This is a genomic window from Sphingomonas sp. PvP056 (genome assembly GCF_040549155.1).
Taxonomy (GTDB): domain Bacteria; phylum Pseudomonadota; class Alphaproteobacteria; order Sphingomonadales; family Sphingomonadaceae; genus Sphingomonas.
Map to the genome: position 1 here is coordinate 365,690 of NZ_JBEPST010000003.1, position 20,235 is coordinate 385,924.

The following is a 20,235-nucleotide window of genomic DNA, read 5'->3' on the forward strand; positions in this document are numbered from 1 at the left end:
TAACTGAGAGCACAATAAGCCCTGCTCTCGTACGAGGATCGTGCAATGAGGACTGAAACGGCCGCCCATGAACTGTTGACCAGTTTAGACGTGGTCCAAGGTGCGATGGATCGCATGACACCCTCCAGCATAGGAGAGCTGCTGTCGTCTCGTCTTAAAAGCAAAATGGCGCTGCAAGTTTTCCTCGTGCAACTTGAGGGCCGATGTTCGCGGCTGCGCAACGAAGCACCATCGCAAGCAGTTGTGTGCCTATCCCTCGATCAGAAAGTCTCGGCACTTGGATTGCTTGTTAATACCCACGTAACAAAATGGAGTCCCACTGCGATCTCGGCCGATTTGGACGGTTATAGAGCGGCGGTAGGCAACCTGTTTCACGCAATCCGTACCGTCGTGATCGAGGCAAAATCACTGCCGTCTTAGTGGCGCACACCTTGGCATCTTTTCGACGTCGACGCCTACAGATTAGGTGCGCTATCCAATTACAACACCATGCCAATTGCGCGTCTTAAGCGCGTGCCGCAGTTTTGAAGGCGGGGCGTAGGGTTGGGCTTCCGGGTTGTCGATGAGTTCGCGCAGATGTCCTCGCCCCCTTGCCAAACGGCTTTTGTAGGTGCTTGGCAAAATTCCGAGTTGCGACGCAGCGTCCGCACCCGAGAGGCCCTGCACTGCGAGCATTACTGCTTCACGTTCGTCGGGACTAAGCTGTTCGAGCGCCCATCCAACATCCCGCAGTTCAAGTGCCAAATCCTGCCCGCCCGAGGTGCCCTCTATGCGATCAAACGCGTCGTCCGGTAGATCGCCATGAAAGCGGTCACGCCGATGACTCGATAAGAACGTGTTCCTCATCACGACGCGGCTCCACGCCCCAATGTTCGTCCCAGGCTGAAAAGTCTCTCGCGCCGACCAGCATCGCAATATGGTTTCTTGAACGAGATCATCCGCATCAGGGGCGTTTCCCGCTAAGCGTCGCGCGTAAGACTGGAGAGAGCGTGTATTGTCGCTAAGAGCGTCGGCAAAGCCGGCATGCGCATTTGTTTTAATGCCCGAGGGTTTTCGATACATTGTTGATTGGCCAATGCTAAAAACGGCCAAATAAACCGGCAAGCTTGCCAGCAACTTAACAACTGACGACAATATCCTTATGAGGAACCTGTTTTCCAACGTGATGAAAGACCCCGGCAGCCCGCGTTCCATATGATGCCGGTATCGGGCCGCAGCTGGGAGAGGGCCCGAGGCTGCGGCCCTAGCCAACCCCAACACCGGGAGGGGGAACGGATTGGCTGGATAGATTTTACGAATCTGGACGCCGCTTGCAAGTCAGATATCGAGTAAGTGCCGGAGCCAACATAGGAATTTTGCTAGTCCTTTCGCTCCCCGAACAGGCGCGGATCCGCCTGAAAGAACTGCGCTAGCAGCTGCCCTTCGATTGATCGCAGCCGATCGGGTCCCCGGCCCCAGACGAAGCCCGTCAGGTAACCTCCGTCTCGACATAGCAGGCGAGACAGCTCGCGGAGCTTGATGCCGCGCTCGGCTGCGAGCGACCGCAATGTTTGGCGCACCTGGTCGGGTGTGGCGGCGACGATAGGCTTCATTCGGGCATCCTCGGTTCGCCATCGGCGAGCCACCTACAAAATCAAGAGCAAGCCTGCTACCGCGGCAAACAAAGCTGGTGCGTGATACGCCACGGCACCGGACCGAACCATAATCTACGACACCCGACTAGAGCCGACGGCATTGAGGCGTTTACCACAGACGGTAAGCCCCTCTTCAGCAAAACAGGATACGGTCCCCCCGATTGTCATGTGGGGGCACCGAAAATGAAGCGTGTTTTAGCTGCGGGTATTGCACTGGCTTCCTGCCTGCCGTCGGTCGCGGGAGCACAATATAACGTGCACTGGACAGCGCCGACTTCCGCCAACAGCCATATGGCTGCCTTCCCAATGGGCACGCCACTGCTGCTCGCCACCCGATCCGAACTTAATACGAAAATTAATCACCCGGGTGATCGCTTCTACCTCGAAGTTGCAGAACCCCTGATCCATCGCGGGCAAATCGTTGTTCCCGCTGGATCGATAGCTGTCGGTGAAGTCATGCGTTCGGAGCGCAATGGTCATTTCGGAAAGCGTGGTGAGATCGATATCCGAATTAATTACGTAGAGACACCAAGCGGACCTGTGCGCTTAACAGGGCGCTCGACTCGTCAGGGTCGAGGACAAGGCTTGCTTTCCATCGGGGGTGCTTTGCTTGTCTCCTGGCCAATGGTTTTCATTCATGGGACCAGCGGTAGAGTTCCGGCAGATACTCGTGTGCAAGCCTATCTGGCAGACGATCTCCGGTTCAATCTGCTCGCACCCGTAAGCTAAGGCATGATGGCAAAAGCACTTTCCTACAAGATCGCGTTTGTGGTCAACACTCGTGGATGCGCCACCAAAGCCCAAAAACGCTAAGCACTGAACTGCGGTCAAAGGCGGTCCGCCCGATCGCTCCGCCTGCCCCGTACATCGGCGGCAAGCGCAACCTATCGCGCCGTCTGTGCGCCCTAATCGATGCGACACCCCACGACACCTATGTCGAGCCGTTCGTCGGCATGGGAGGGGTGTTCCTCAAGCGGACGCGCCAGCCCCGCGCCGAGGTGATCAACGATATCTCCGCGGACGTCACCACCCTCTTTCGGATCCTGTAGCGGCACTATCCCCAGTTCATGGATGTGCTGAAATGGCAGATCACTAGCCGGGCGGAGTTCGATCGACTGCGCGCGGCCGCCCCGGAGACGCTGACCGACCTAGAGCGGGCGGCGCGCTTCCTTTACCTCCAGCGGCTCTCGTTCGGGGGCAAGGTCGACGGTCGCAACTTCGGCGTTGATCGGCGGACGCCGGCGCGCTTCGACGTGACCAAGCTCGCGCCTATGCTCGACGAGCTCCACCAGCGCCTGACCGGCGTCGTGATCGAGCGCCTGCCCTATGCCGACCTGATCCGGCGATACGACGCGCCCGGGACGCTGTTCTTCCTGGATCCCCCATATTGGGGGTGCGAGGGCGACTATGGTCCGGGGGTGTTCGAGCGTGCGGACTTTGAACGCCTGGCCGACCAGCTGGCGGGGATCGCCGGGCGCTTCATCCTGACGATCAACGCCACAGACGGCGCCAGGGAAGTGTTTGACCGATTTCAACTGATTGAGGTGGAGACCACTTATACCATTGCAACCGCCTCAAGCGGCGGCGGCAAGCGCGTCAAGGAGCTGATTGTTCGGAACTGAGCGTCAGAAGCGGTGAGAGATACCAGCATAAAACTCGACATCGGGCGCAGCTCTGTTCAAACCGACGTTAGTACCAAGGTCTAGCTGCATGTTGCTGCTTGGCTGCCAGGAGAGAGCGATACTGCCAAGCGCTGGCGTACCGCGTACCTGCGGATCGGGATCGTCGTCGCGCGTCACCTGCGCACTAAGGTCTGCCTTTACCGCGTCACTTAGTGAATATTCGATCTCAACCGCGCTGCCGTAGAGAGAGTGGCGGCCTCGACCGTCATCGTTCACCGCCGCTGCAACGATCGGGGTCGCCTGTAGCGAGATTTTGTCTGACGTGCGGTAGGTCACGGGAAGCTGAAATGTGACACCCCAGTCCCCAGCGCCAATTGGTCGTCGCCCGATTGGAAGGACTGCGTCGACGAGCATAGACATCGCCAGTCCGGTATCACCCTTACGTTCAACAACAGATGTTTTGACACCAACAGTTGCGTCGCCGACCCGGCTGCTGCGCTTAACGCTACCGTCGGCATCGCGATCGCGAGCAAACCCATAGGGAGTCCAGCCCAAGCGGAGTTCAGTCTTGCCGCCAACACCGTAACGGACAAGCGTATCGCCGATGAGGACGGTATCGGTGCGCTCGCCATCACCCTGCTCGAGCGTCCAACTGGCCAGTCCTGTTTCGGTCTGAAGGCGGCCGGCCGCAGTTATACAGGCGGTAGTCGTTAACCCGGGCCGCTCACTGCACAGCCGATCCGCGTTGCTGTCCTCAGCCTGCGCTGCCGAAGCGACGCACGCGACGCTGCAGGCCAGCACTCTAATGAACCAACGCATCTTACGCCCCCTAAACGATCTTCCGTTCTCCCTATCGAAGGCTACGCTCTCGTAAAGAGTGCTCTTAAACCGGACGACGAGCCGCTTCTCTTTCAACCCTTTCGATTGCTTCAATGACCTGACGCGCGTGATCCCGGTAGTTCATCCACATCGGTCGGCCCTTGTCGGGAGTATCCATGTCGTATCCGTCCAGGCGGCATAGCGTCCGGGCGACTGCTTCAATTTTAGTCATCCGATAGGTACGTTAGCGGTAAGAGGTGGACGCTACCGTCCGGATCGGATCGTCCCCGCAAACGAACCCTTCATCGTATCGCTTCCGGGTCGATCGTGTATGATTTCCGCTCCTCGACTTCGTCAACAAGTGTGGGGAACATCCGCGAAAGATAATCAGTAGATATCGCGGATGTGAGCTCCCGCGCCTCGACACGCGTTCAGGATTGCAGGGACCAACGCGTCAAAGTTCCGGCTAACGGTCACAGCCGGATCTGACCTTGCTGACGAGGCAATTGCGCTGGCGCATAGCCGCAGACGCTTCAGTTCACCATCGAGCAGCACATCGACCCTAACGCAAAGGCCCTCCCATCGCTCTGAGCCCTCTACGACCCGCAGTTCATTATGCATGCTTCCGACTCCTAGTCGAACGTTCGTTACGGTTAGTGTCGAACATACATTTTGTGCAACTGGCGCGATTTATATCGGGTAAAGAAACTTCCGTACGTGCCCTAATGGTATGGCTTCATTCAATACAGAGGACGCGGCATGATTCGATCTGAACTCGTACGAGCGGTATCCGCTGACAATCCGGATTTGCCACTGTCCACCATCGAGGCTGCCGTGTCTTGTTTGTTCGAGGAAATTGAGAACCGATTGGTAGAAGGGGGTCGTGTCGAGCTACGGGGCCTTGGCACGTTTAGCACTCGCGCACGCGAAGAACGCGTGGGCCGCAACCCGCGTACTGGCGAACCGGTACAAGTTAACGCAAAGCGAGCTCTTCACTTCAGGGCAGCCGGAGTATTTAGTAAACACCTCACGAAGGGAGGCGAGTGATCAGCACTTGTCACCCATCCCGTTCGCCGAACAGGCGCGGGTCGACCCGGGCGAACTGCGCCAGCAACGGATTTTCGTTCGCTGGCAATTGATCTGCCTGGCACCGCCAGCGGAGCGCGCCAAATAGCCTAGTGGCAGGCGCCATAGTCGAGTTAACACCGCGAGGGTTACGCGATGTCCGGCAGCATGCGTTTGCAGCGTTTCGTGCACCTTGTCGGGTGTGGCGGCGGCGACAGGCTTCATTCGGGCATCCTCGGTTTGCCATCGGCGAGCCACCCACGAGATCAAGAGCACTCCTGCTGCCGCAATCGCAAAGGCTTAAGCGCGATACGCACGTGTACCGATTCTAACCTTGATGGCCGTATGCCAGTACGCAGTTTACTAGTTGTTAACTATTGTGGTCCAGGATTCACAAATCGACAGCGGGGCTGGAGATACATCATGTCCGACGACGCTAAAATCCGTATCGAGTTAGAGCGCATCGAGCGCACTACCTATCTCGTAACGGATCAACAGTCCAAAAGTGCGCTTCAAGCCTATGCTGATGACCTACGGCGCTCCCTCGCCGTTGCGCAGAAGAGCATGTGGGAGTTCAAGTTTGTGATCTGAAGCACACTGTCGATACCGGCACGCGTACATTGGCAGGTCAAGGTTTCATGACGGCCTTATGCACCTCTTCATATTCCTCGCGAACATGTATCGCCAGGCTATCCTCCTCTGACCCGGTCCATACCAACGTGCCACCGTTGCGAGCCGGCTCGAAGAAGGTGACTGCACCCTCCTCGAGATCGACGCCCCGTCCATCGGGGTAATGCAAATGTATCATCGACCGGCCTTCACCATGAGGGCGAGCATGTAGGCACTACTGAAGTGTGATGTGCAAGCGTTTGCTTGATATGGATCTGGGTCGATCTGCAGCGCGGGTGAACGTCAAATTGGGACGCGACGTCACAGCCATGGCAAGCTCCTCAACTATTTCGAAAGCGCGCCGACGTTTGGCGGCAAGGTCGACGGCCCCAATTTCCGCGTGGATCAGCGGACGCTGGCGCGCTTCGGCGTAACTAAACTCGCATCAATGCTCGATGAGCTTCACCAGCGACTGGCCGGCGTCGTGATCGAACGCCTGCCCTATGCCGACCTGATCCGGAAATACGACGCGCCCGGGACGCTGTTCTTCCTCGACCCGCCCTACTGGGGCTGCGAGGGAGACTATGGTCCGGGAGTGTTCGAGCGTGCGGACTTCGAACGCCTGGCCGAGCAACTGGCGGAAATCTCCGGACGCTTCATTCTGACGATCAACGCCACTGACGGTGCCCGGGAGGTCTTCGGACGCTTCGACGTCGAGGAGGTGGATACGACTTACTCGATCGGGGCATCGATGGCCGGCACTGGAAAGGCAGTGAAGGAGTTTATCGTACGCGGCTAAATGCCTGAAGCTGATCGGCGGGTTGCGGGTGACGGGAACCGCCCGAGCTACATCGGCAATTGATCAGTGATGCCGCCGGACATTTCTGTCCGGCGGCAGTCATTTAGTTCTTCGGGCCATCCTTGCCGGTCTTGTACGTTTCGACGATGGCATTCTTCTTCTTTTTTTCAGCTTCGCGCACCGGTATAAACTGACCGTTGCCGGCGTCGCGACCTCTTTTATGAGTCGTCATAGTCTCGTTCCTTTGCTCAAATCAGACCGGAAACGGGCCTTGGGCGGAAGGTACGCCGGGGTGTTTCAAACCCCGGACGACTTCAGAAACACGGCCTTGGTTCACACCGACCAGTGCCGCGGCTTGATGCTGAAACAGCCCTCGCTCGTGCACGAGGAAACGAATGTGGGCCGCCATTTCTGGTGAAATTCGTGGGGATCTTGATCGTCTCATCATTCAAACTTTCGTTAACAGGGTCGTTAACGATGGAAGCGAGTTGACAATCACCGACCAATGCTCGAAAGACATTGGGCTAGCAAAAATCACCGCGCTACCATCGCGGTCTTTCAAAAGAGCCTGGGGCGTTGGCGCGCCCCGGGCTCATTTGCGTTGTACATGATTCGCGGGGGCGGGCAAGTACAATCGCCATAAATGCCCGCACAAGCGATTATCGCTGCTCAGCTAATTGTTGAGCCACAATTCCCGCAACGCTGCTCCTGGGGCGTTCTGGGCCGGTCTGGTGCGGTTTTGAACCTGGTGATGTACATCGATAATCTTTGCACTGACGTTTCGCCGTCATAGCGAACGCATTGCGTTTCAGTTGCACCGGCATTGCAGCAACTGTTCCAAGGCTGTTTTTTCGCTTCCGGAAAAGGACGGAGCAAACCGGCTTTTTGATGCAACGATCAGGCTGCAAGCTCTCTTCTAATCAGTGGCGTAGAATCCAAGACATGCTGCGCGAGGCGCTTGATCCGGCTATCGTCCGATACCTTCGCTGCCTGCACGACCCCAGGATCGTTAATCCCGCGCGACTGGTCGGACTTGATACCTAGCGTCTCGAGCAAGACCGGATCGCTCCCCTCGTTAGTGTGCAGGTAGTGGGCGGTGACCTGATCCGGCTGCCCGGGGCGCGCGGCACATCGTATCGACATCATCGACTAACTGCTGCAGGCTACCACAATGTGTAACCGTGCCCGCAACAGCTATGAGCCCGAGGCGCTTCACACGCACTTTGGGACCATTTTCTCCGCCGATCGCCCGATGGACAATCGCTTCAACCCAAGCGAACTCATGCCGCGCAGCCGGGCATACATCGTCCGCGAAACGGACCGTGGGCGAGGTTTGGACGTGATGACCTGGGACGTTCTCGGAGGTGGCGCTGCATGGCCTATGACGAACGTGCGGAACCTCGGCTTGCCGCAATGGCGCGCCCTCGCCGCCAAACCGGAAAACCGCTGTTTGGTGCCATTGAGCGAATTCTGCGAATGGACGCCCGAGGTGCACGACCTCGGTGACGGCAAGAAGCCTCTCAAGGGCGAAATGTGGTTTCAGGTGACCGATCAACCTGTGTTCGCCGTCGCTGGCTTCTGGCAGCCAACCGCGAAGGGCAATGGCTTTACGATGGTGACGTGTAACCCAAACGAGCTGGTCGCGCCGATCCATCCGAAAGCGATGATCACCGTCCTGAGGCCGGAAGACCACGATCGTTGGTTGCGCGGCAGCTACGACGACGTTGTAGCCCTGCAGCAACCCTACGCGGCCGAACGAATGACGGTTCGGGGGCCGGTATTCCCCACCCGCCGCGCCTGAACGTAGGCCTCGCCCCCTGCCCCACGATGGCATTCACCTTGGTGACCCCCTAGATATTGGGCTGAAGGGGATCATGTGATGGTATTCAAGACGAACCGAGAGAATGCGGAGATAGCTCAAGCGGCAGCAACGTCAGCGACGCTCGAGAACGTTCGTATCCGAGAGCAGCGATCAGCCGACGCTTATGCCGCGTTGGCAACGCGAGATGAGCGTATCGCAGCAAAGGCGGCAGCACTACAGCCGTCGGATCCGGCCAATGATGCGGCCAATAGCGAGTGAATTGAGCCGGCTGAATAACGTCAGGACGCATCACCCTTCCTTCTTCTCAGCAGCCTCAACAGCTTCGATCACCTGCCGCGCATGATCCCGGTAGTTCATCCACATCGCGCGTCCCTTGTCCTCCGCCTCCGTATCGTATCCATCCAGACGGCATAGCGTCCGGGCGACAGATTCAATTTTGGTCATACGACAGGTACGGTTGTGGGGTGCGGTAGACGCCGGTGTTCGGATCGGGTCACCCCCGCGAACAGTCCGTTCACCCTGCTCACCGACGATCAAGCGTCTGCCCTATGCCGACTTGATCTTGCGATACGACGGCCCAGGGCGCTGTTCGTCCTCGATCCGCCATACTAAGGCTGCGAGGGGGACTATGGTCCGGGCGTGTTCGAGCGCGCGGACTTCGAACGCCTGTTTGAGCAGCTGGCGGGAATCGCCGGGCGCTTCGTCCTAACGATCAACGCCACAGAAGGTGCTCGAGAAGTGTTCGGCCGGTTCGACGTTGTTGAGGCAGAGACGACCTACGATCGCTACTGCGGCAACCGGCGGCGGGAAGCGGGTGAAAGAACTAATCGTTTGCAGGTAATGGCAGGAAAGGGCCGATATGATTTGCGCTTTGCGGCCGTCTTGGACTTCAACACGTTAAGCGGCCGCCGTTTCCGCCGCCGCAAGGGGGGATGTGTGACGCACTGTGCGGCCTTGGCCTTATTAGTGTGTGCGCGATGGCAGACGAGACGCGTACAGCCTTCCCGAAGCGGGGCGAGGACGCGAAGAGAGAGGTCTTCGGCATGCTAGGCGACGGGCTTAAGCTGCTGTCCACAATGCCCTCTAGGATCGGTGCCGAGCTCATTGTCATCGGCTGCGCTGACCGCGATCAATAGGTCGCTTGCGGACATGAAGCAGTAACGCAGTTCTGCCGAGCTGAGCATTGTTATAGATGCGAAAACACTTGACGCGGCTCGACATGATGCGTTTTTCTGTTCCAGCGGCTCATGGCTAAGGATCGGCAACCTGCCCAGGCCGCCCCCGGAGCTGTGTCAGTCCGGAATACTTGAAAATAGCTGTAAACGATTTTCGAAGATACGTAGGCAGACTCGATGGGTCAGATCGTGCGATCTGACCCATCCACTGCTAGATCCGGATATACCGCTCAATTCAGGGCAGCTTTGAAACGTGGAAGACGAACTGCTTGGCTTACGACTTTAGATCTTTACTCCCAGCCGACTTCGAAGATTTCGCCCGCGATCTTATTGGCCGCCTGTTGCGCAGACGCTTCGAGGCGTTCAGCGCAGGGCCGGACAGCGGAATAGACGGGCGCCATTCGACAGCGCGTGGCCTGATCATTCTGCAAGCCAAACATTATGTCGGCTCGACAGTGGCCTCCCTCGTCGCCGCAATGAAGAAGGAGCGGCTGGCGATCGATCGGCTGGCGGCGCGTCGATACATTCTGGCGACCTCGCGCTCCTTAACGCCTGCCAACAAGACCCGGATCGCGAGCGAGATCGGAGCCACGTTGCACGATACCGGCGATATTTTCGGAGCCGAGGACCTAAACGGGCTTCTCCGACGCTACCCGGCGGTCGAACGTCAGCATCTAAAACTATGGCTCTCGTCTACGACCGTGCTCGAGACCGTGTTAGAGGCGATTGTACATGCCGCCTCTCATGCCTTTACCGCGACCACCGCCCGCGAGATCGCCGCAAAGGTCCGAGTCTATGCGCAAAATCCGAGCCTAGCGAGGGCGCGGGACATCCTCGATCAGCGCCATGTTCTCATCATTTCCGGACCGCCTGGGGTGGGCAAAACGACCCTCGCCGAAATACTAACCTTCGCCTATCTTGGCGAGGAATGGGAGCTCGTCGCGATTGCCAGTCTCGAGGACGGCTTCGCGCGCATTGACGACAGTCGTCGCCAGATCTTCTTCTTCGACGACTTCTTGGGCGCAATCGCGCTCGATCATCGTGCGCTGGCGGCGAAAGATTCAGCTCTAGCGCTGTTCATGACCCGCATCCGCAACAGCCCGAACGCCCGTTTCGTGCTGACCACGCGCGCCTATATTCTTAACGAAGCGCGCGGTGTCTCAGAGCGGCTGGCCGACAAGAGGGTCGACATGTCGACGTTCATACTCGACCTGTCGCACTATTCGCGTAGTATCAAGGCGCGCATCCTTTACAACCATCTGATCGTAGGCGCCGTCCCGCGGGACTATGTGCTCGCGCTGCTCGACAGCAACGCCCTCGCCAAGATCGTCGACCATGCCAATTACAACCCACGGGTTATTGAGTGGATGACCGATGCGATGCGGCTCGAGGAGATTAAACCCACGGCTTACCCTGCCGTATTTATCGATGCGCTCAATAATCCTCTCAAGCTGTGGGACAACGCCTTCCGCAACCACATCTCACTGGCATGTCGGAACCTGCTGATCGCCCTGTTCTTTGCGTCTCGTTGGCGCGAACAGATTCCTTCGCTGCGCGCCTATTTCGACGCCCTCCATGCCCGAATCTGCCGCGATCTCGGCACCTCGCGCGACCCGAAGGATTTCGAAGAAAGTCTCCGCCGCCTCGAAAGCGGGTTCGTCTCGATAACGAGCGGTGCCGTTGATTTCATCAACCCCTCGCTGCGCGACTATCTTGACGCCTATCTGTGCGATGGGACGTTGCTGCCGCATGCAGCCGCAAGCGCGACAGACGGGACCGTGGCGCAGGTCATCTGGACATTTGCCAAGAGTAATCTCGACGACCGAGCGCACCTGGCTGCGCTCGCTCGCAACTTCCTGCATCTGATCGACCGCTTCTTGTCGGCTCGACCCGCTTGGCTGGCGCTCCGCAATCTCGACCACGATCTCGACCTCAGCGCGCGGATCGAACTGCTCCTCGAATGGTGGGTCACCACTGGCGAAACACGGTTTGCCGATGCAGCGATCGCCATCACAAAACAGCCCGTCGGGCTATTTGCAGCGTGGCGGGATGGCACCAAGTTTATCGAACTGGTCGCCAAGCTGGCCAGTCCCGGTGTCGTCAGGTCTCCGCCTGAAGGTTTAGTCGATGCACTCGAAACCATACTGATCGCGATGCTTAATCGCGGGATTGGAACCGACGATCTCGTCGAAATGTCGGACCAGATTGAGAAAGGCGGCGAATTTTCAGACGAACTCCGCGATGCGGTGAAGGAAGCTATCCGTTCCACAATTGCTGAGACGGCGGCCGATTGCTCTTCCTATACGTCGGAATCGGAACTCGACGAGCAGGCCGATCGTCTGCAGCAACTAGCGCCGCGCGCGGATTCGACGTCGCTTTTACTTGAGGTCGCCCTCGACAAGATCGGAACGCGGATCGCTGAAGTTCGCGAAGACCGGGAGGAAGCGTCTGAGCCGGCGGTGCTTTCAGCCGCAACGTCCAAAAGCGATGTCTTCGACGACGCCGCGCTCGTCAGCCTGTTCGACAGTCTGCGCTGAGCCGAATTTGTGCTAAACCCTATCACCTGCACGACCCGATCCCGGTTATTCATGCCGCCCGAGCGCTTCCCAATCTCCGACGTTCTTCAATGTCGCTCGGACGACCGGTTTGATTAGCGGGCTTGAGCCGATGAACGACGATAATGGGTGGTTGGCAGTCGTCTGTTGGCTCGACCATTGGGGCCGAGCCCTTTTAGTCGTGGCGGATATGTTCGGCGCGACAAAAGAGCACGCCGCTCAATGCGTCCCAAAGTCGTGTTTGGTTTCTAGCGCTAAGGCAGCGTACATTTCCAAGAGTGCTTGCCGAACTTGGTCTAGCTCTTCGACGTAACGAACCTCCATCGCCCGCAGGCGCTGCTTCATGCGGCTAAAGGCTTCAGCTAATCCAGGCACTTCCTTGAGCTCGTCCGCCCCCGAGGAGCCTCGCCGGTATTTGGTGCGGATATGCTGCACATCCTTGCAAGCGAGGCTAAACGCTAATGAAGCCTGATTAGTTTGCGAACCGTGCAGGCAGTGATTGCCAAGCCTCTGCCGAAACTTGTTGCTCCTGCCCACGTAGATCGCCTGATCGCGGTCTGAGAACAGGTATACGACTGATGATGGGAGCCTACGGGGTCGTGTATCGAAGGTGATGGGTTCGCAGGCCAGTAAGCGCCGGAATGACGCGTCTATTCCTTCGATGGCGTCACCAAAAGGCTGAATGCAAGTTAGCGTTAGTCGGCCTGCAGCCGGCGTGTCGATCATTGGCGTCCCCCCAAATATCCAAAACAGAGTCCAGAGTCAGATAGGCAGTGCTGGTTCATCACTGCACCCAATTTAGCAAGCTCACCGTGCGCCCACAGGTTTCATGGCACCGGGCAGCTTCGCGGCCCGCAACTTTTTCAAGATTCCTTTTGCCTCGGGCGGCGCGACCCGCACGAAAAGTGTGAAAAGCTCTTCATCGCCTAGGTTCTCGATCGTGATATCAGCGGAAAGCGCTACCGACTGGCGGATCCGGGCACCTGGCTGCGCCTCTAGTACCATCGTATGCAGCATCATTCCGACCGGTGGCTGACTTATTGCAGCGTTAAATTCCATGGGTACCGCTCTGCGAATACGTATGCGGCGGTCAGGATTGCTTTCGAACCATGCCGCGTCGCCACGCGTCGCGAGCTCAATCACCCATTCGTGGATCGCCCGTACTTTATTCATGCCCAACCCTTGAGGGTGCGTACCCCGCGCGTCAACAGGTGTCGGCGTACTGCTAACCCCACGTCAGTTCGGTAATCGCGACTTTGCCGACCTGTTCCTACACGTTCTGGAGGAATCACCGGCTTAAAGAGGTTCTTCAGGACGATTTCCCGGAACGTCCCCTTCTTCCCTTGATGAGCGTATCCCTATGTCCGCCGCTACGTGGACAGCCGTGCGCGCGAGCCTGAGGAACCTGTGAAGGAGTGGGTTCTGCAATCCGCCCTCCCCAAAAATAGCAGGCCCATGATCAAGAATGGATCGTGCAGGAGGCTAGACACGCCATCTCCCACTAGACAACGTCGCGACGGCTGCCCATATCGATTGGCGAACCTTTTTGTGACAATCGCCGCACAATCGACCGTCGAAAGCGATACTGAACATGATCATCGATCTCTCGATGTCGAATTTCCGATCTTTTCAGAAAGATCAAATGTTAAGCATGAACGTCGAAGGCGCACACACCAGGCACTCGTCAAATTATACGTTAATTGAAGACGGTCGGATTGGCGTTCTGCGCTCTGCCGCAATTCTCGGAGCAAATGCCTCGGGTAAGTCGAACCTTCTTACCGCTTTGATGGCGGTGAGGTGGATTGTCCAGTCTTCAAGTGGCAGGAAGGAAGGCCAATCCATACCGCCATACGAGCCATTCCGTCTCTCGGAGGCAGGGCAGAGCCAACCTGTGCGCCTCGAGATTGAGTTCGTTGTCCCGTCGGGCGTGAGATATCGATATGAATTAGCGTTTTCTAATAATAGGATCCTTGAAGAGCGCTTGTATTCTTTTGCACGTCGTGTGCGAGCAACTATATTTGAGCGTAGCCCAGACGACACTTGGGAAACTGTGAAGTTTGGAGGAACTTTCAAAGGTGGAAGTCGACGATTTCCGTTTTTTCCTAATGCTGCGTATCTCTCTCGTGCTGGAAACGATGCATCGGCTCCTGAGTTTATTAGAGAGATTTACAGATATTTTGGTGACATATCGCATGTACCGGCCGGCAACAATTTCTTTTCCCTACTCCCCCTTACTAACGCATCAACATTAGCAGCAGTGAGCGAGTTGATCTGCTTAGCGGACACGGGCGTCAATAATGTAACAATGGAGGAAAAAGAAGGTACGGATGACATAAAGCTACCTGATGATATGCCGGAAAGCGTTAAGGATATAATCCTTTCACAAAATAGGCTCTCTGCCCGTTATTGGATAAGGTCGCAGTCTGGAGAACTTGTCGCCTTCGATTCTGATGAAATGTCGGATGGGACAACCCGCCTTCTTTACATCCTGCCATTAGTCCTCGAAGCGTTCGAGAAGGGTGCGGTTCTTGCCTTTGACGAAATCGACGCGCACTTTCATACTGATATTGTTGATCTGATCCTGCGTCTCTTTCATGACAACGAGATTAACATCAGAGGCGCACAGATCATATTTACTACACACGACACCAACATACTAGATTCCACATCTCTTCGGCGGGATCAAATTTGGTTCGTCACCAAGGACGAGGGTTCATCGACCTTGAAGAGTTTGGATGAATACGATCGGAAATACGTGCGTCATGACAGTCCCTTCGAAACCTTTTATCGAGATGGAAGGTTAGGCGCACTTCCCAGGGTTTCTTATGGGAAGGTCAAAGAGGCGATTTTGGGCGCGCTCGCGGCTAAGACCGCGTTCCGGAAGGACGTCACCGATGCCTAAGCCCCGTAAGCCGGCAAACCAAAAGCCTCTGAAGACGCTCAAGATTTTCTGCGAAGGCGAGAAGACGGAACCAAATTATCTCAAAGGGTATATCGCCACTCTAGATAGCGAAGCGCGCAAATCTGTTATAGAGATAGAGCCGACGCGTAAGAATACGGCAGTTCAGCTTGTTGACGAAGCAATCAAAGCAAAGAAGTCCCCGGAGTCTCTACCGGATGACGAGTTTTGGGTGGTCTATGATCGGGAGGGCATTGCAAAGTACTCCGATGGGCTCCATTCAAAAGCTATGAACAAGGCAAACGGGTCAGACGTAAAAGTCGCTGTGTGCAACGTATGTTTTGAATACTGGATACTCATTCATTTCGTGGATACTGATGCACCCTACCAAAGTTTTGAAGATCTAAAAAACAATAGCGACCTAAATCGCGAGATTAAAAGAGTCTGTGGAAGAGAATATGATAAGTCCTCAACATCATTGTTTGACTATTTAAAGATCTTAGTTCCGGAGGCTAGAAAGCGAGGCGCGCGACTGAACAAACGTGGTATCGAGAATGCTGAAAGCGGTCGCAACAAGCCCTATCAAGTAAATCCCTATGTTGGGATTGTCGACTTGCTAGACGCGATCGATAAGTTCACGTGAGACAGCTGGCCACCTCCCTATGCGGACATGTTGCGATAAACCTTCGGAAAAAGCGTCGGCTGTGTCCGGCCTCTTCTTGAGACGTTAGGTTTGATCGAGCGCCTTTCTTCATCATACCTCTCGTAGAATTTATGCTGCATTGCCTTTTCAACCTTTTGTGTACGCATTAGCGGCTGCATGCGTGAAGGCTATACTACGAAAGAGAAGCGCGACACCGCAGCCTTAAATTGCGGGGACGAGCGTCAGGACCCATAAACCGGATTCCCTTGGAGGCGCGAATGTGATTCAGGCTCGGCGACAGCAGGAGCGTGGTTTTGCGCGTGTTCTTGTTGAGTGAAGATCAGTTCGAGCGGCTTCGGCCGTTGCTGCCGGACAAAGTTCGAGGGGTTGCGCAGGTTGATGACCGCCGTGTGATCAGCGTAATCATCCATGTGGTGAGATCGGGCGGTCGCTGGGTCGATGCACCGGCCCGCTACGGTCCGAGAACAACGCTGTACAACCGGTTCGTCCGGTGGGCGGCGAAAGGCATCTGGCAAGAGCTGTTCGTCACCTTAGCGCCGGCGGGTGGACCGCCTGCCGAAGTCCTAATCGAAGGATTATCGTCGCATCGCCACTCGCTACGAAAAGCTCGCCACAAACTTCCTCGGCGAGATCTACTTGGTGGCAGCCGTTACCTAGTGGTTATGAGTCCTGACCCTAAGACCGGGGAAGTGAGCGGACGGCTTGAGCATAGGCTCACCGAACAGGTCGGTCGATTCGCTTCACGTCTCGGCCTGCGCAGCTGACCTTTTGGCTTTCCGACAACCTATCGATAGCGATGAGCCGTCATTCCGGTACAGATGAAGAAAATGGCGGAAGACGCGTTAAAAAATCAGGGAAATCAGCTGACTCTTAATCAGCGGGTCCTTGGTTCGAGCCCAAGTGCGTCCACCACCCTTCACATCGAAATCGTTAGGTTTTCAGTCGAAGCGCGCAAGCGCTCCGGCATGCTTTCCGACACGCTCGTTTCGTTCTGGCTTCGTCAAGAAACCCGATCGCGGCGTTATAGCTGCGTCGTCCGCCAGCGATCCGACGCGCCTATTTGACGTTCGCCTTCGAGTGATAGCGAGCGTCTTGTGACGGCAGACCGGGCGCACTTCGCCTTCGCCCACGTCGCCAATGCCGCCATGCCGAAAGCCGGTGACCGTCATATCTTTGGGCAGGCCGACAACGTCGAAGATGGCGCTATGGACGTTTGGCAGGAGAGCGCTAGTACCCCCAAAAGGGCCAAGGACTTTCCTTAAATTACCAGGGGTAGCTATGCGTTGTTTCTACGTCACCGTTGTCGCGTTGGCCCTGACTTCGTGTGGGTCGGATAACGGCAGCGCCGCCGATGGAACAGGTACAGCACCGATCACGCCGGTCGCAACACCAACACCGCCGCCTGCACCAGCGCCGACCCCGACCCCGACCCCGACCCCGACATCTTACCGGACTTCGTTCGACTTCCAGGGCGATCGCGTTTTCGACGGGGTCATTACTGCGAGTACGACGCAGACAGTCCCTGCTCACCTCGCGTATGGCGGCCTGGACTCTGGGACGATAACCTTCACCGCCGCCAATCAAGCCTTATCTGCGTTTGGAACAACGATCGTGCCGGGTCAGATGGGGGCAACGCTGGCGAGGACAGATGCAAATCTGATTTATACTTATATGACCGCCACATCCGGCGCGACCCTTGGTATCTATCGAGCATCGTCAGACGCTATGTACGTTAGCTACCTACGACAGGACGAGCTCGTGAAGCCCGTCCAGATTACGCGCTATGCCTTGGTTGGAGCGCCGACGCTGGCAGCGGATTTGCCTTTAACGGCTACATCGACCTACCGTGTTACTGTCGCGCAGATAGGCACATCGCCCACAGGCCAGACCCTAGTCGTCGACGGTACGAACCGACGCGTGACAGGATCAGTCTCTGTTGCCCTGACCGGCAAACCGATTGACGTAAGTGTAACTTTTCAAGGCACGTTAGACGCATCGACGGGTCGGCTAGACGGTGTCGCGCGTACATCAGATGGCGCGTACCTCGGCGTCTTCCATGGCAGACTCTACGGTCCTTCGGCGGTTGAAGTCGGACTGATTTTCAATCTGATCGACGCCGATGGGAATGATCTGCCCGGCGTACTCGTGGGCCACAGCAGTTGAGTTCGAAATCGACGTTTGGTTTAACGACGCGAAAATGCCGCCAGCAATACAACTGCCGCGATGGGTTCGATCGGCTTTGAGCGATCCATACTCAGGCCGGGTCGTATCGACACCGTGATGTAACTGTTGCAGGCTGCGATCATGTGTAACCGTGCACGCAACAGCTACGAGCCCGAGGCGCTCCATACGCACTTCGGGACAATCTTCGCCGACGATCGCCCGATGGACAATCGCTTCAATCCAACCGAACTCATGCCCCGTAGCCGGGCTTACGTGATCCGCGAGACGGATCGCGGTCGACACCTGGATGTGATGAGTTGGGACGTTCTTGGCGGTGGTGCGGCGTGGCCGATGACAAACGTGCGCAACCTTGGCCTAGCGCAGTGGCGCGCCCTCGCCGCTAAGCCGGAAAACCGCTGCTTGGTGCCGCTGAGCGAATTCTGCGAATGGACGCCGGAGGCGCACGATCTTGGTGACGGCAAGAAGCCGCTAAAGGGGGAGATGTGGTTCCAGGTGATCGATCAGCCGCTGTTCGCCGTCGCCGGCTTCTGGCAGCCAACCGCCAAGGGCAATGGCTTCACCATGGTGACGTGTAACCCAAACGACCTCATTGCGCCGATCCATCCGAAAGCGATGATCACCGTCCTGAACCCGGAGGACCACGATCGTTGGTTGCGCGGCAGCTACGACGACGTTGTGGCCTTGCAACAACCCTACGCAGCCGAACGTATGAAGGTTCGCGGGCCGGTATTCCCAACGCGCCATGCCTGAATGTGGCCGTGTGGCGTTGCCCAGGATGGCAAAACCTTGGGTGACCTCTTAGATGTCGTGTTGAAGGGGACCGTGCGATGGCGTTTAAAACGAACCGAGAGAATGCGGAGATCGCCCAGGCGGCCGCAACGTCAGCAACGCTCGAGAACGTTCGGATCCGGGAACAGCGATCAGCCGACGCCTATGCCGCGTTAGCGACACGAGATGAGCGTATTGCAGCGAAGGCCGCAGCACTGCAGCCCGCGGATCGGAACAATGGCGAGGTCACTAGCGAATGACTTTGGGCGGTGAAATGTCGTTTGCCACTCAACAGTGTGGCGGCGCGCATCACTCTCCATCAGGCCAGAATGCGTCACCGTCTCTTTCAACTCAAACTGTTCGGTGGGGTCTGACTCGCGCTAGCCCCCCAGGCCTTCGGTAGTTAACAACCGCAGAGCCCAGTGATCCCAGCATCGTCCTCGATGTCGGTTCGTCTACCCCCGGCCCTCGAACTGTGCGATCCACGCTACCAGAGCGCCGGCCATGAACGGAAATACGACGGCAGCAGCGACGATCAACTGGTGCATTGCGACCCTTCCCGAATATCCAGCCACACAGTCGCACGCCCGGCTTACCGAAAGGTGAACCATCCTCGCATCGGCTACGCGCCGTGCACGCTTGGTCGACCGCGAACGGATGCTTGCGAACAGGCACGATGCGACGTCTGACCGTGTGCATACGTCATTCCCACCAAACCCGCCCTACCCCGGCCCCCACCGTACCGCAGGTTGCGCGCTTTCAACCGGCGAGCAACTGGGATACGCGAGGCGTTCAACAGCTTGTCGATGGCACCTTATGCTTGAAAGTCCTCTCGAAGCCCGCCTGTCGCGGCATCTCACGCTGACCTTCTCCGAACGCGATGCATTGCGCTGGCTCGAGCGGCGCGAGCGGTCGTTCCGTGCGGGCGATGTGGTGGTCCATGAGGGCGAGGAGAGCGACAGCCTGTATATCGTCGCGAGCGGCTGGCTGCACGGCTCGGTCAAGCTCAAGGACGGCGGGCGGCAGATCCTGCGCTTCTATTTCGTCGGCGATATCACCGCGACCTTCTCGATCGCCTGGGGATATAGCGCGGCCACGCTGCGTGCGGTCAGCGACACGACGCTCTACGAAATGCCCAAGGCCGCGTTCGGGCGGCTGTTTCGCGATCATCCCCGGCTGGGCGCGCTGCTGTTCGCGGTGGCGGCGTCGGAGCAGGTCGCGATGGCGGACCGGCTGACGTCGGTCGGGCGGACCGATGGGTTCACGCGGATCGCCACGCTGCTGCTCGACATCCGGTCGCGATTGCGCGTGGTCGATGGGCTTGCCGGATCGACCTTCGAACTTCCGCTGACCCAGCAGGATCTCGGCGACGCGGTCGGGCTGACCAAGACGCACGTCAGCCGCTCGCTCAAGGCGCTCGAGGAAACCGGGCTGGTCGAGCGCAACGCGCGCGTGATCCGCATCAACGATGTCGATCGGCTCGCCGAACTGGTCGATTTCCACGATCGCCATGGCGAGGTCGCGACCGACTGGTTGCCCCCGGTCGGCGCACGGGGTGACATGGATCACTCCGAAACGCGCGTGCGGGAACATATGTAACTAGCGTCAGGCTTTTTCGCG

At 57.4% G+C, this 20,235-nt stretch carries 22 protein-coding genes and 2 pseudogenes; 17 read left to right on the forward strand and 7 right to left on the reverse strand.

All coding sequences use genetic code 11. The features are described 5' to 3' along the window. Positions 1 to 45 precede the first annotated feature (45 nt). Complete coding sequence (locus ABIC17_RS09390; protein WP_354281220.1) at positions 46 to 420, forward strand: hypothetical protein; 375 nt, start codon at positions 46 to 48, stop codon at positions 418 to 420. 51 nt (positions 421 to 471) lie between these two features. Here the strand turns inward: ABIC17_RS09390 and ABIC17_RS09395 are convergent, their stop codons facing one another. Then, entirely contained in the window at positions 472 to 1,194 is a 723-nt protein-coding gene (locus ABIC17_RS09395; RefSeq protein ID WP_354281222.1) for an RNA polymerase sigma factor, read from the reverse strand. A 356-nt stretch (positions 1,195 to 1,550) separates the two neighbouring features. Here ABIC17_RS09395 and ABIC17_RS09400 point away from each other — a divergent pair, with 356 nt between their 5' ends. Continuing rightward, positions 1,551 to 2,363: a hypothetical protein gene (locus tag ABIC17_RS09400; protein ID WP_354281224.1), complete on the forward strand. Its 813-nt coding sequence runs from the start codon at positions 1,551 to 1,553 to the stop codon at positions 2,361 to 2,363. A 56-nt stretch (positions 2,364 to 2,419) separates the two neighbouring features. Continuing rightward, positions 2,420 to 3,256, forward strand: a pseudogene (locus tag ABIC17_RS09405) (DNA adenine methylase). 3 nt (positions 3,257 to 3,259) lie between these two features. Here ABIC17_RS09405 and ABIC17_RS09410 read toward each other — a convergent pair. Next, entirely contained in the window at positions 3,260 to 4,075 is an 816-nt protein-coding gene (locus ABIC17_RS09410) for a transporter (RefSeq protein ID WP_354281226.1), read from the reverse strand. A 759-nt stretch (positions 4,076 to 4,834) separates the two neighbouring features. Between ABIC17_RS09410 and ABIC17_RS09415 the strand changes: the two genes are divergently transcribed. The 3 genes from ABIC17_RS09415 (at position 4,835) to ABIC17_RS09425 (ending at position 6,548) form a co-directional block, all read left to right on the forward strand. Beyond that, entirely contained in the window at positions 4,835 to 5,122 is a 288-nt protein-coding gene (locus tag ABIC17_RS09415; RefSeq protein ID WP_354281228.1) for an HU family DNA-binding protein, read from the forward strand. A gap of 441 nt (positions 5,123 to 5,563) precedes the next feature. Next, positions 5,564 to 5,731 carry a hypothetical protein gene (locus ABIC17_RS09420; protein ID WP_354281230.1) on the forward strand — a complete coding sequence of 56 codons (168 nt, stop codon included), beginning with the start codon at positions 5,564 to 5,566 and terminating at the stop codon, positions 5,729 to 5,731. Positions 5,732 to 6,149: 418 nt separating this feature from the next. Further along, the gene (locus tag ABIC17_RS09425) at positions 6,150 to 6,548 is read left to right on the forward strand and encodes a DNA adenine methylase (RefSeq protein WP_354281232.1); all 399 of its coding nucleotides are present in this window, start codon (positions 6,150 to 6,152) and stop codon (positions 6,546 to 6,548) included. Positions 6,549 to 6,651: 103 nt separating this feature from the next. Here the strand turns inward: ABIC17_RS09425 and ABIC17_RS09430 are convergent, their stop codons facing one another. Beyond that, on the reverse strand, positions 6,652 to 6,780 hold the full coding sequence (locus tag ABIC17_RS09430; protein WP_354281234.1) for a hypothetical protein: 129 nt from the start codon (positions 6,778 to 6,780) through the stop codon (positions 6,652 to 6,654). A 939-nt stretch (positions 6,781 to 7,719) separates the two neighbouring features. On the opposite strand from ABIC17_RS09430, the gene ABIC17_RS09435 reads away from it, so the two are divergent. Then, the gene (locus ABIC17_RS09435) at positions 7,720 to 8,349 is read left to right on the forward strand and encodes an SOS response-associated peptidase family protein (protein ID WP_354281236.1); all 630 of its coding nucleotides are present in this window, start codon (positions 7,720 to 7,722) and stop codon (positions 8,347 to 8,349) included. A 78-nt stretch (positions 8,350 to 8,427) separates the two neighbouring features. After that, the gene (locus ABIC17_RS09440; RefSeq protein WP_354281238.1) at positions 8,428 to 8,628 is read left to right on the forward strand and encodes a hypothetical protein; all 201 of its coding nucleotides are present in this window, start codon (positions 8,428 to 8,430) and stop codon (positions 8,626 to 8,628) included. A gap of 30 nt (positions 8,629 to 8,658) precedes the next feature. Here ABIC17_RS09440 and ABIC17_RS09445 read toward each other — a convergent pair whose 3' ends face one another. After that, on the reverse strand, positions 8,659 to 8,814 hold the full coding sequence (locus ABIC17_RS09445) for a hypothetical protein (RefSeq protein WP_354281240.1): 156 nt from the start codon (positions 8,812 to 8,814) through the stop codon (positions 8,659 to 8,661). A gap of 1,000 nt (positions 8,815 to 9,814) precedes the next feature. Here ABIC17_RS09445 and ABIC17_RS09450 point away from each other — a divergent pair. After that, the gene (locus ABIC17_RS09450) at positions 9,815 to 12,082 is read left to right on the forward strand and encodes an nSTAND3 domain-containing NTPase (RefSeq protein WP_354281241.1); all 2,268 of its coding nucleotides are present in this window, start codon (positions 9,815 to 9,817) and stop codon (positions 12,080 to 12,082) included. Between the two features lie 237 nt (positions 12,083 to 12,319). On the opposite strand, the gene ABIC17_RS09455 is transcribed toward ABIC17_RS09450, so the two are convergent. Both ABIC17_RS09455 and ABIC17_RS09460 read right to left on the reverse strand, forming a co-directional pair. Then, on the reverse strand, positions 12,320 to 12,826 hold the full coding sequence (locus ABIC17_RS09455; protein WP_354281243.1) for a GIY-YIG nuclease family protein: 507 nt from the start codon (positions 12,824 to 12,826) through the stop codon (positions 12,320 to 12,322). 81 nt (positions 12,827 to 12,907) lie between these two features. Then, entirely contained in the window at positions 12,908 to 13,273 is a 366-nt protein-coding gene (locus ABIC17_RS09460) for a hypothetical protein (RefSeq protein WP_354281245.1), read from the reverse strand. Between the two features lie 418 nt (positions 13,274 to 13,691). Here ABIC17_RS09460 and ABIC17_RS09465 point away from each other — a divergent pair, with 418 nt between their 5' ends. Continuing rightward, positions 13,692 to 15,002, forward strand: a complete 1,311-nt coding sequence (locus ABIC17_RS09465) for an AAA family ATPase (protein ID WP_354281247.1) — start codon at positions 13,692 to 13,694, stop codon at positions 15,000 to 15,002. Continuing rightward, positions 14,995 to 15,642 carry an RloB family protein gene (locus ABIC17_RS09470; RefSeq protein WP_354281249.1) on the forward strand — a complete coding sequence of 216 codons (648 nt, stop codon included), beginning with the start codon at positions 14,995 to 14,997 and terminating at the stop codon, positions 15,640 to 15,642. Before ABIC17_RS09465 ends, ABIC17_RS09470 begins: the two co-directional genes overlap by 8 nt. Before the next feature lie 242 nt (positions 15,643 to 15,884). Here the strand turns inward: ABIC17_RS09470 and ABIC17_RS09475 are convergent, their stop codons facing one another. Further along, positions 15,885 to 16,073 (reverse strand): hypothetical protein, encoded by a 189-nt coding sequence (locus tag ABIC17_RS09475; protein WP_354281683.1) that lies wholly within the window; start codon positions 16,071 to 16,073, stop codon positions 15,885 to 15,887. On the opposite strand from ABIC17_RS09475, the pseudogene ABIC17_RS09480 reads away from it, so the two are divergent. From ABIC17_RS09480 to ABIC17_RS09505, 6 genes and pseudogenes are all read left to right on the forward strand, one after another. Continuing rightward, positions 16,005 to 16,256: pseudogene (locus ABIC17_RS09480) on the forward strand (transposase); the annotation flags it as partial. The gene ABIC17_RS09475 and the pseudogene ABIC17_RS09480 overlap by 69 nt on opposite strands. A 225-nt stretch (positions 16,257 to 16,481) precedes the next feature. Next, on the forward strand, positions 16,482 to 16,727 hold the full coding sequence (locus ABIC17_RS09485) for a hypothetical protein (protein ID WP_354281251.1): 246 nt from the start codon (positions 16,482 to 16,484) through the stop codon (positions 16,725 to 16,727). Between the two features lie 214 nt (positions 16,728 to 16,941). After that, the gene (locus ABIC17_RS09490; protein WP_354281253.1) at positions 16,942 to 17,826 is read left to right on the forward strand and encodes a hypothetical protein; all 885 of its coding nucleotides are present in this window, start codon (positions 16,942 to 16,944) and stop codon (positions 17,824 to 17,826) included. Between the two features lie 141 nt (positions 17,827 to 17,967). Next, on the forward strand, positions 17,968 to 18,597 hold the full coding sequence (locus tag ABIC17_RS09495; RefSeq protein WP_354281255.1) for an SOS response-associated peptidase: 630 nt from the start codon (positions 17,968 to 17,970) through the stop codon (positions 18,595 to 18,597). Positions 18,598 to 18,674: 77 nt separating this feature from the next. Continuing rightward, the gene (locus ABIC17_RS09500) at positions 18,675 to 18,875 is read left to right on the forward strand and encodes a hypothetical protein (protein ID WP_354281257.1); all 201 of its coding nucleotides are present in this window, start codon (positions 18,675 to 18,677) and stop codon (positions 18,873 to 18,875) included. A gap of 556 nt (positions 18,876 to 19,431) precedes the next feature. Further along, positions 19,432 to 20,214 carry a Crp/Fnr family transcriptional regulator gene (locus ABIC17_RS09505; protein ID WP_354281259.1) on the forward strand — a complete coding sequence of 261 codons (783 nt, stop codon included), beginning with the start codon at positions 19,432 to 19,434 and terminating at the stop codon, positions 20,212 to 20,214. Positions 20,215 to 20,235: the final 21 nt, after the last annotated feature.

Bases quoted from the DNA above. Each gene is read 5' to 3' on its own strand.
- ABIC17_RS09390 (WP_354281220.1), top strand. From the start codon at position 46: ATGAGGACTGAAACGGCCGCCCATGAACTGTTGACCAGTTTAGACGTG.
- ABIC17_RS09395 (WP_354281222.1), bottom strand. From the start codon at position 1,194: ATGGAACGCGGGCTGCCGGGGTCTTTCATCACGTTGGAAAACAGGTTC.
- ABIC17_RS09410 (WP_354281226.1), bottom strand. From the start codon at position 4,075: ATGCGTTGGTTCATTAGAGTGCTGGCCTGCAGCGTCGCGTGCGTCGCT.
- ABIC17_RS09415 (WP_354281228.1), top strand. From the start codon at position 4,835: ATGATTCGATCTGAACTCGTACGAGCGGTATCCGCTGACAATCCGGAT.
- ABIC17_RS09420 (WP_354281230.1), top strand. From the start codon at position 5,564: ATGTCCGACGACGCTAAAATCCGTATCGAGTTAGAGCGCATCGAGCGC.
- ABIC17_RS09430 (WP_354281234.1), bottom strand. From the start codon at position 6,780: ATGACGACTCATAAAAGAGGTCGCGACGCCGGCAACGGTCAGTTTATA.
- ABIC17_RS09435 (WP_354281236.1), top strand. From the start codon at position 7,720: ATGTGTAACCGTGCCCGCAACAGCTATGAGCCCGAGGCGCTTCACACG.
- ABIC17_RS09440 (WP_354281238.1), top strand. From the start codon at position 8,428: ATGGTATTCAAGACGAACCGAGAGAATGCGGAGATAGCTCAAGCGGCA.
- ABIC17_RS09445 (WP_354281240.1), bottom strand. From the start codon at position 8,814: ATGACCAAAATTGAATCTGTCGCCCGGACGCTATGCCGTCTGGATGGA.
- ABIC17_RS09455 (WP_354281243.1), bottom strand. From the start codon at position 12,826: ATGATCGACACGCCGGCTGCAGGCCGACTAACGCTAACTTGCATTCAG.
- ABIC17_RS09460 (WP_354281245.1), bottom strand. From the start codon at position 13,273: ATGAATAAAGTACGGGCGATCCACGAATGGGTGATTGAGCTCGCGACG.
- ABIC17_RS09465 (WP_354281247.1), top strand. From the start codon at position 13,692: ATGATCATCGATCTCTCGATGTCGAATTTCCGATCTTTTCAGAAAGAT.
- ABIC17_RS09470 (WP_354281249.1), top strand. From the start codon at position 14,995: ATGCCTAAGCCCCGTAAGCCGGCAAACCAAAAGCCTCTGAAGACGCTC.
- ABIC17_RS09475 (WP_354281683.1), bottom strand. From the start codon at position 16,073: ATGGATGATTACGCTGATCACACGGCGGTCATCAACCTGCGCAACCCC.
- ABIC17_RS09485 (WP_354281251.1), top strand. From the start codon at position 16,482: ATGAAGAAAATGGCGGAAGACGCGTTAAAAAATCAGGGAAATCAGCTG.
- ABIC17_RS09490 (WP_354281253.1), top strand. From the start codon at position 16,942: ATGCGTTGTTTCTACGTCACCGTTGTCGCGTTGGCCCTGACTTCGTGT.
- ABIC17_RS09495 (WP_354281255.1), top strand. From the start codon at position 17,968: ATGTGTAACCGTGCACGCAACAGCTACGAGCCCGAGGCGCTCCATACG.
- ABIC17_RS09500 (WP_354281257.1), top strand. From the start codon at position 18,675: ATGGCGTTTAAAACGAACCGAGAGAATGCGGAGATCGCCCAGGCGGCC.
- ABIC17_RS09505 (WP_354281259.1), top strand. From the start codon at position 19,432: ATGCTTGAAAGTCCTCTCGAAGCCCGCCTGTCGCGGCATCTCACGCTG.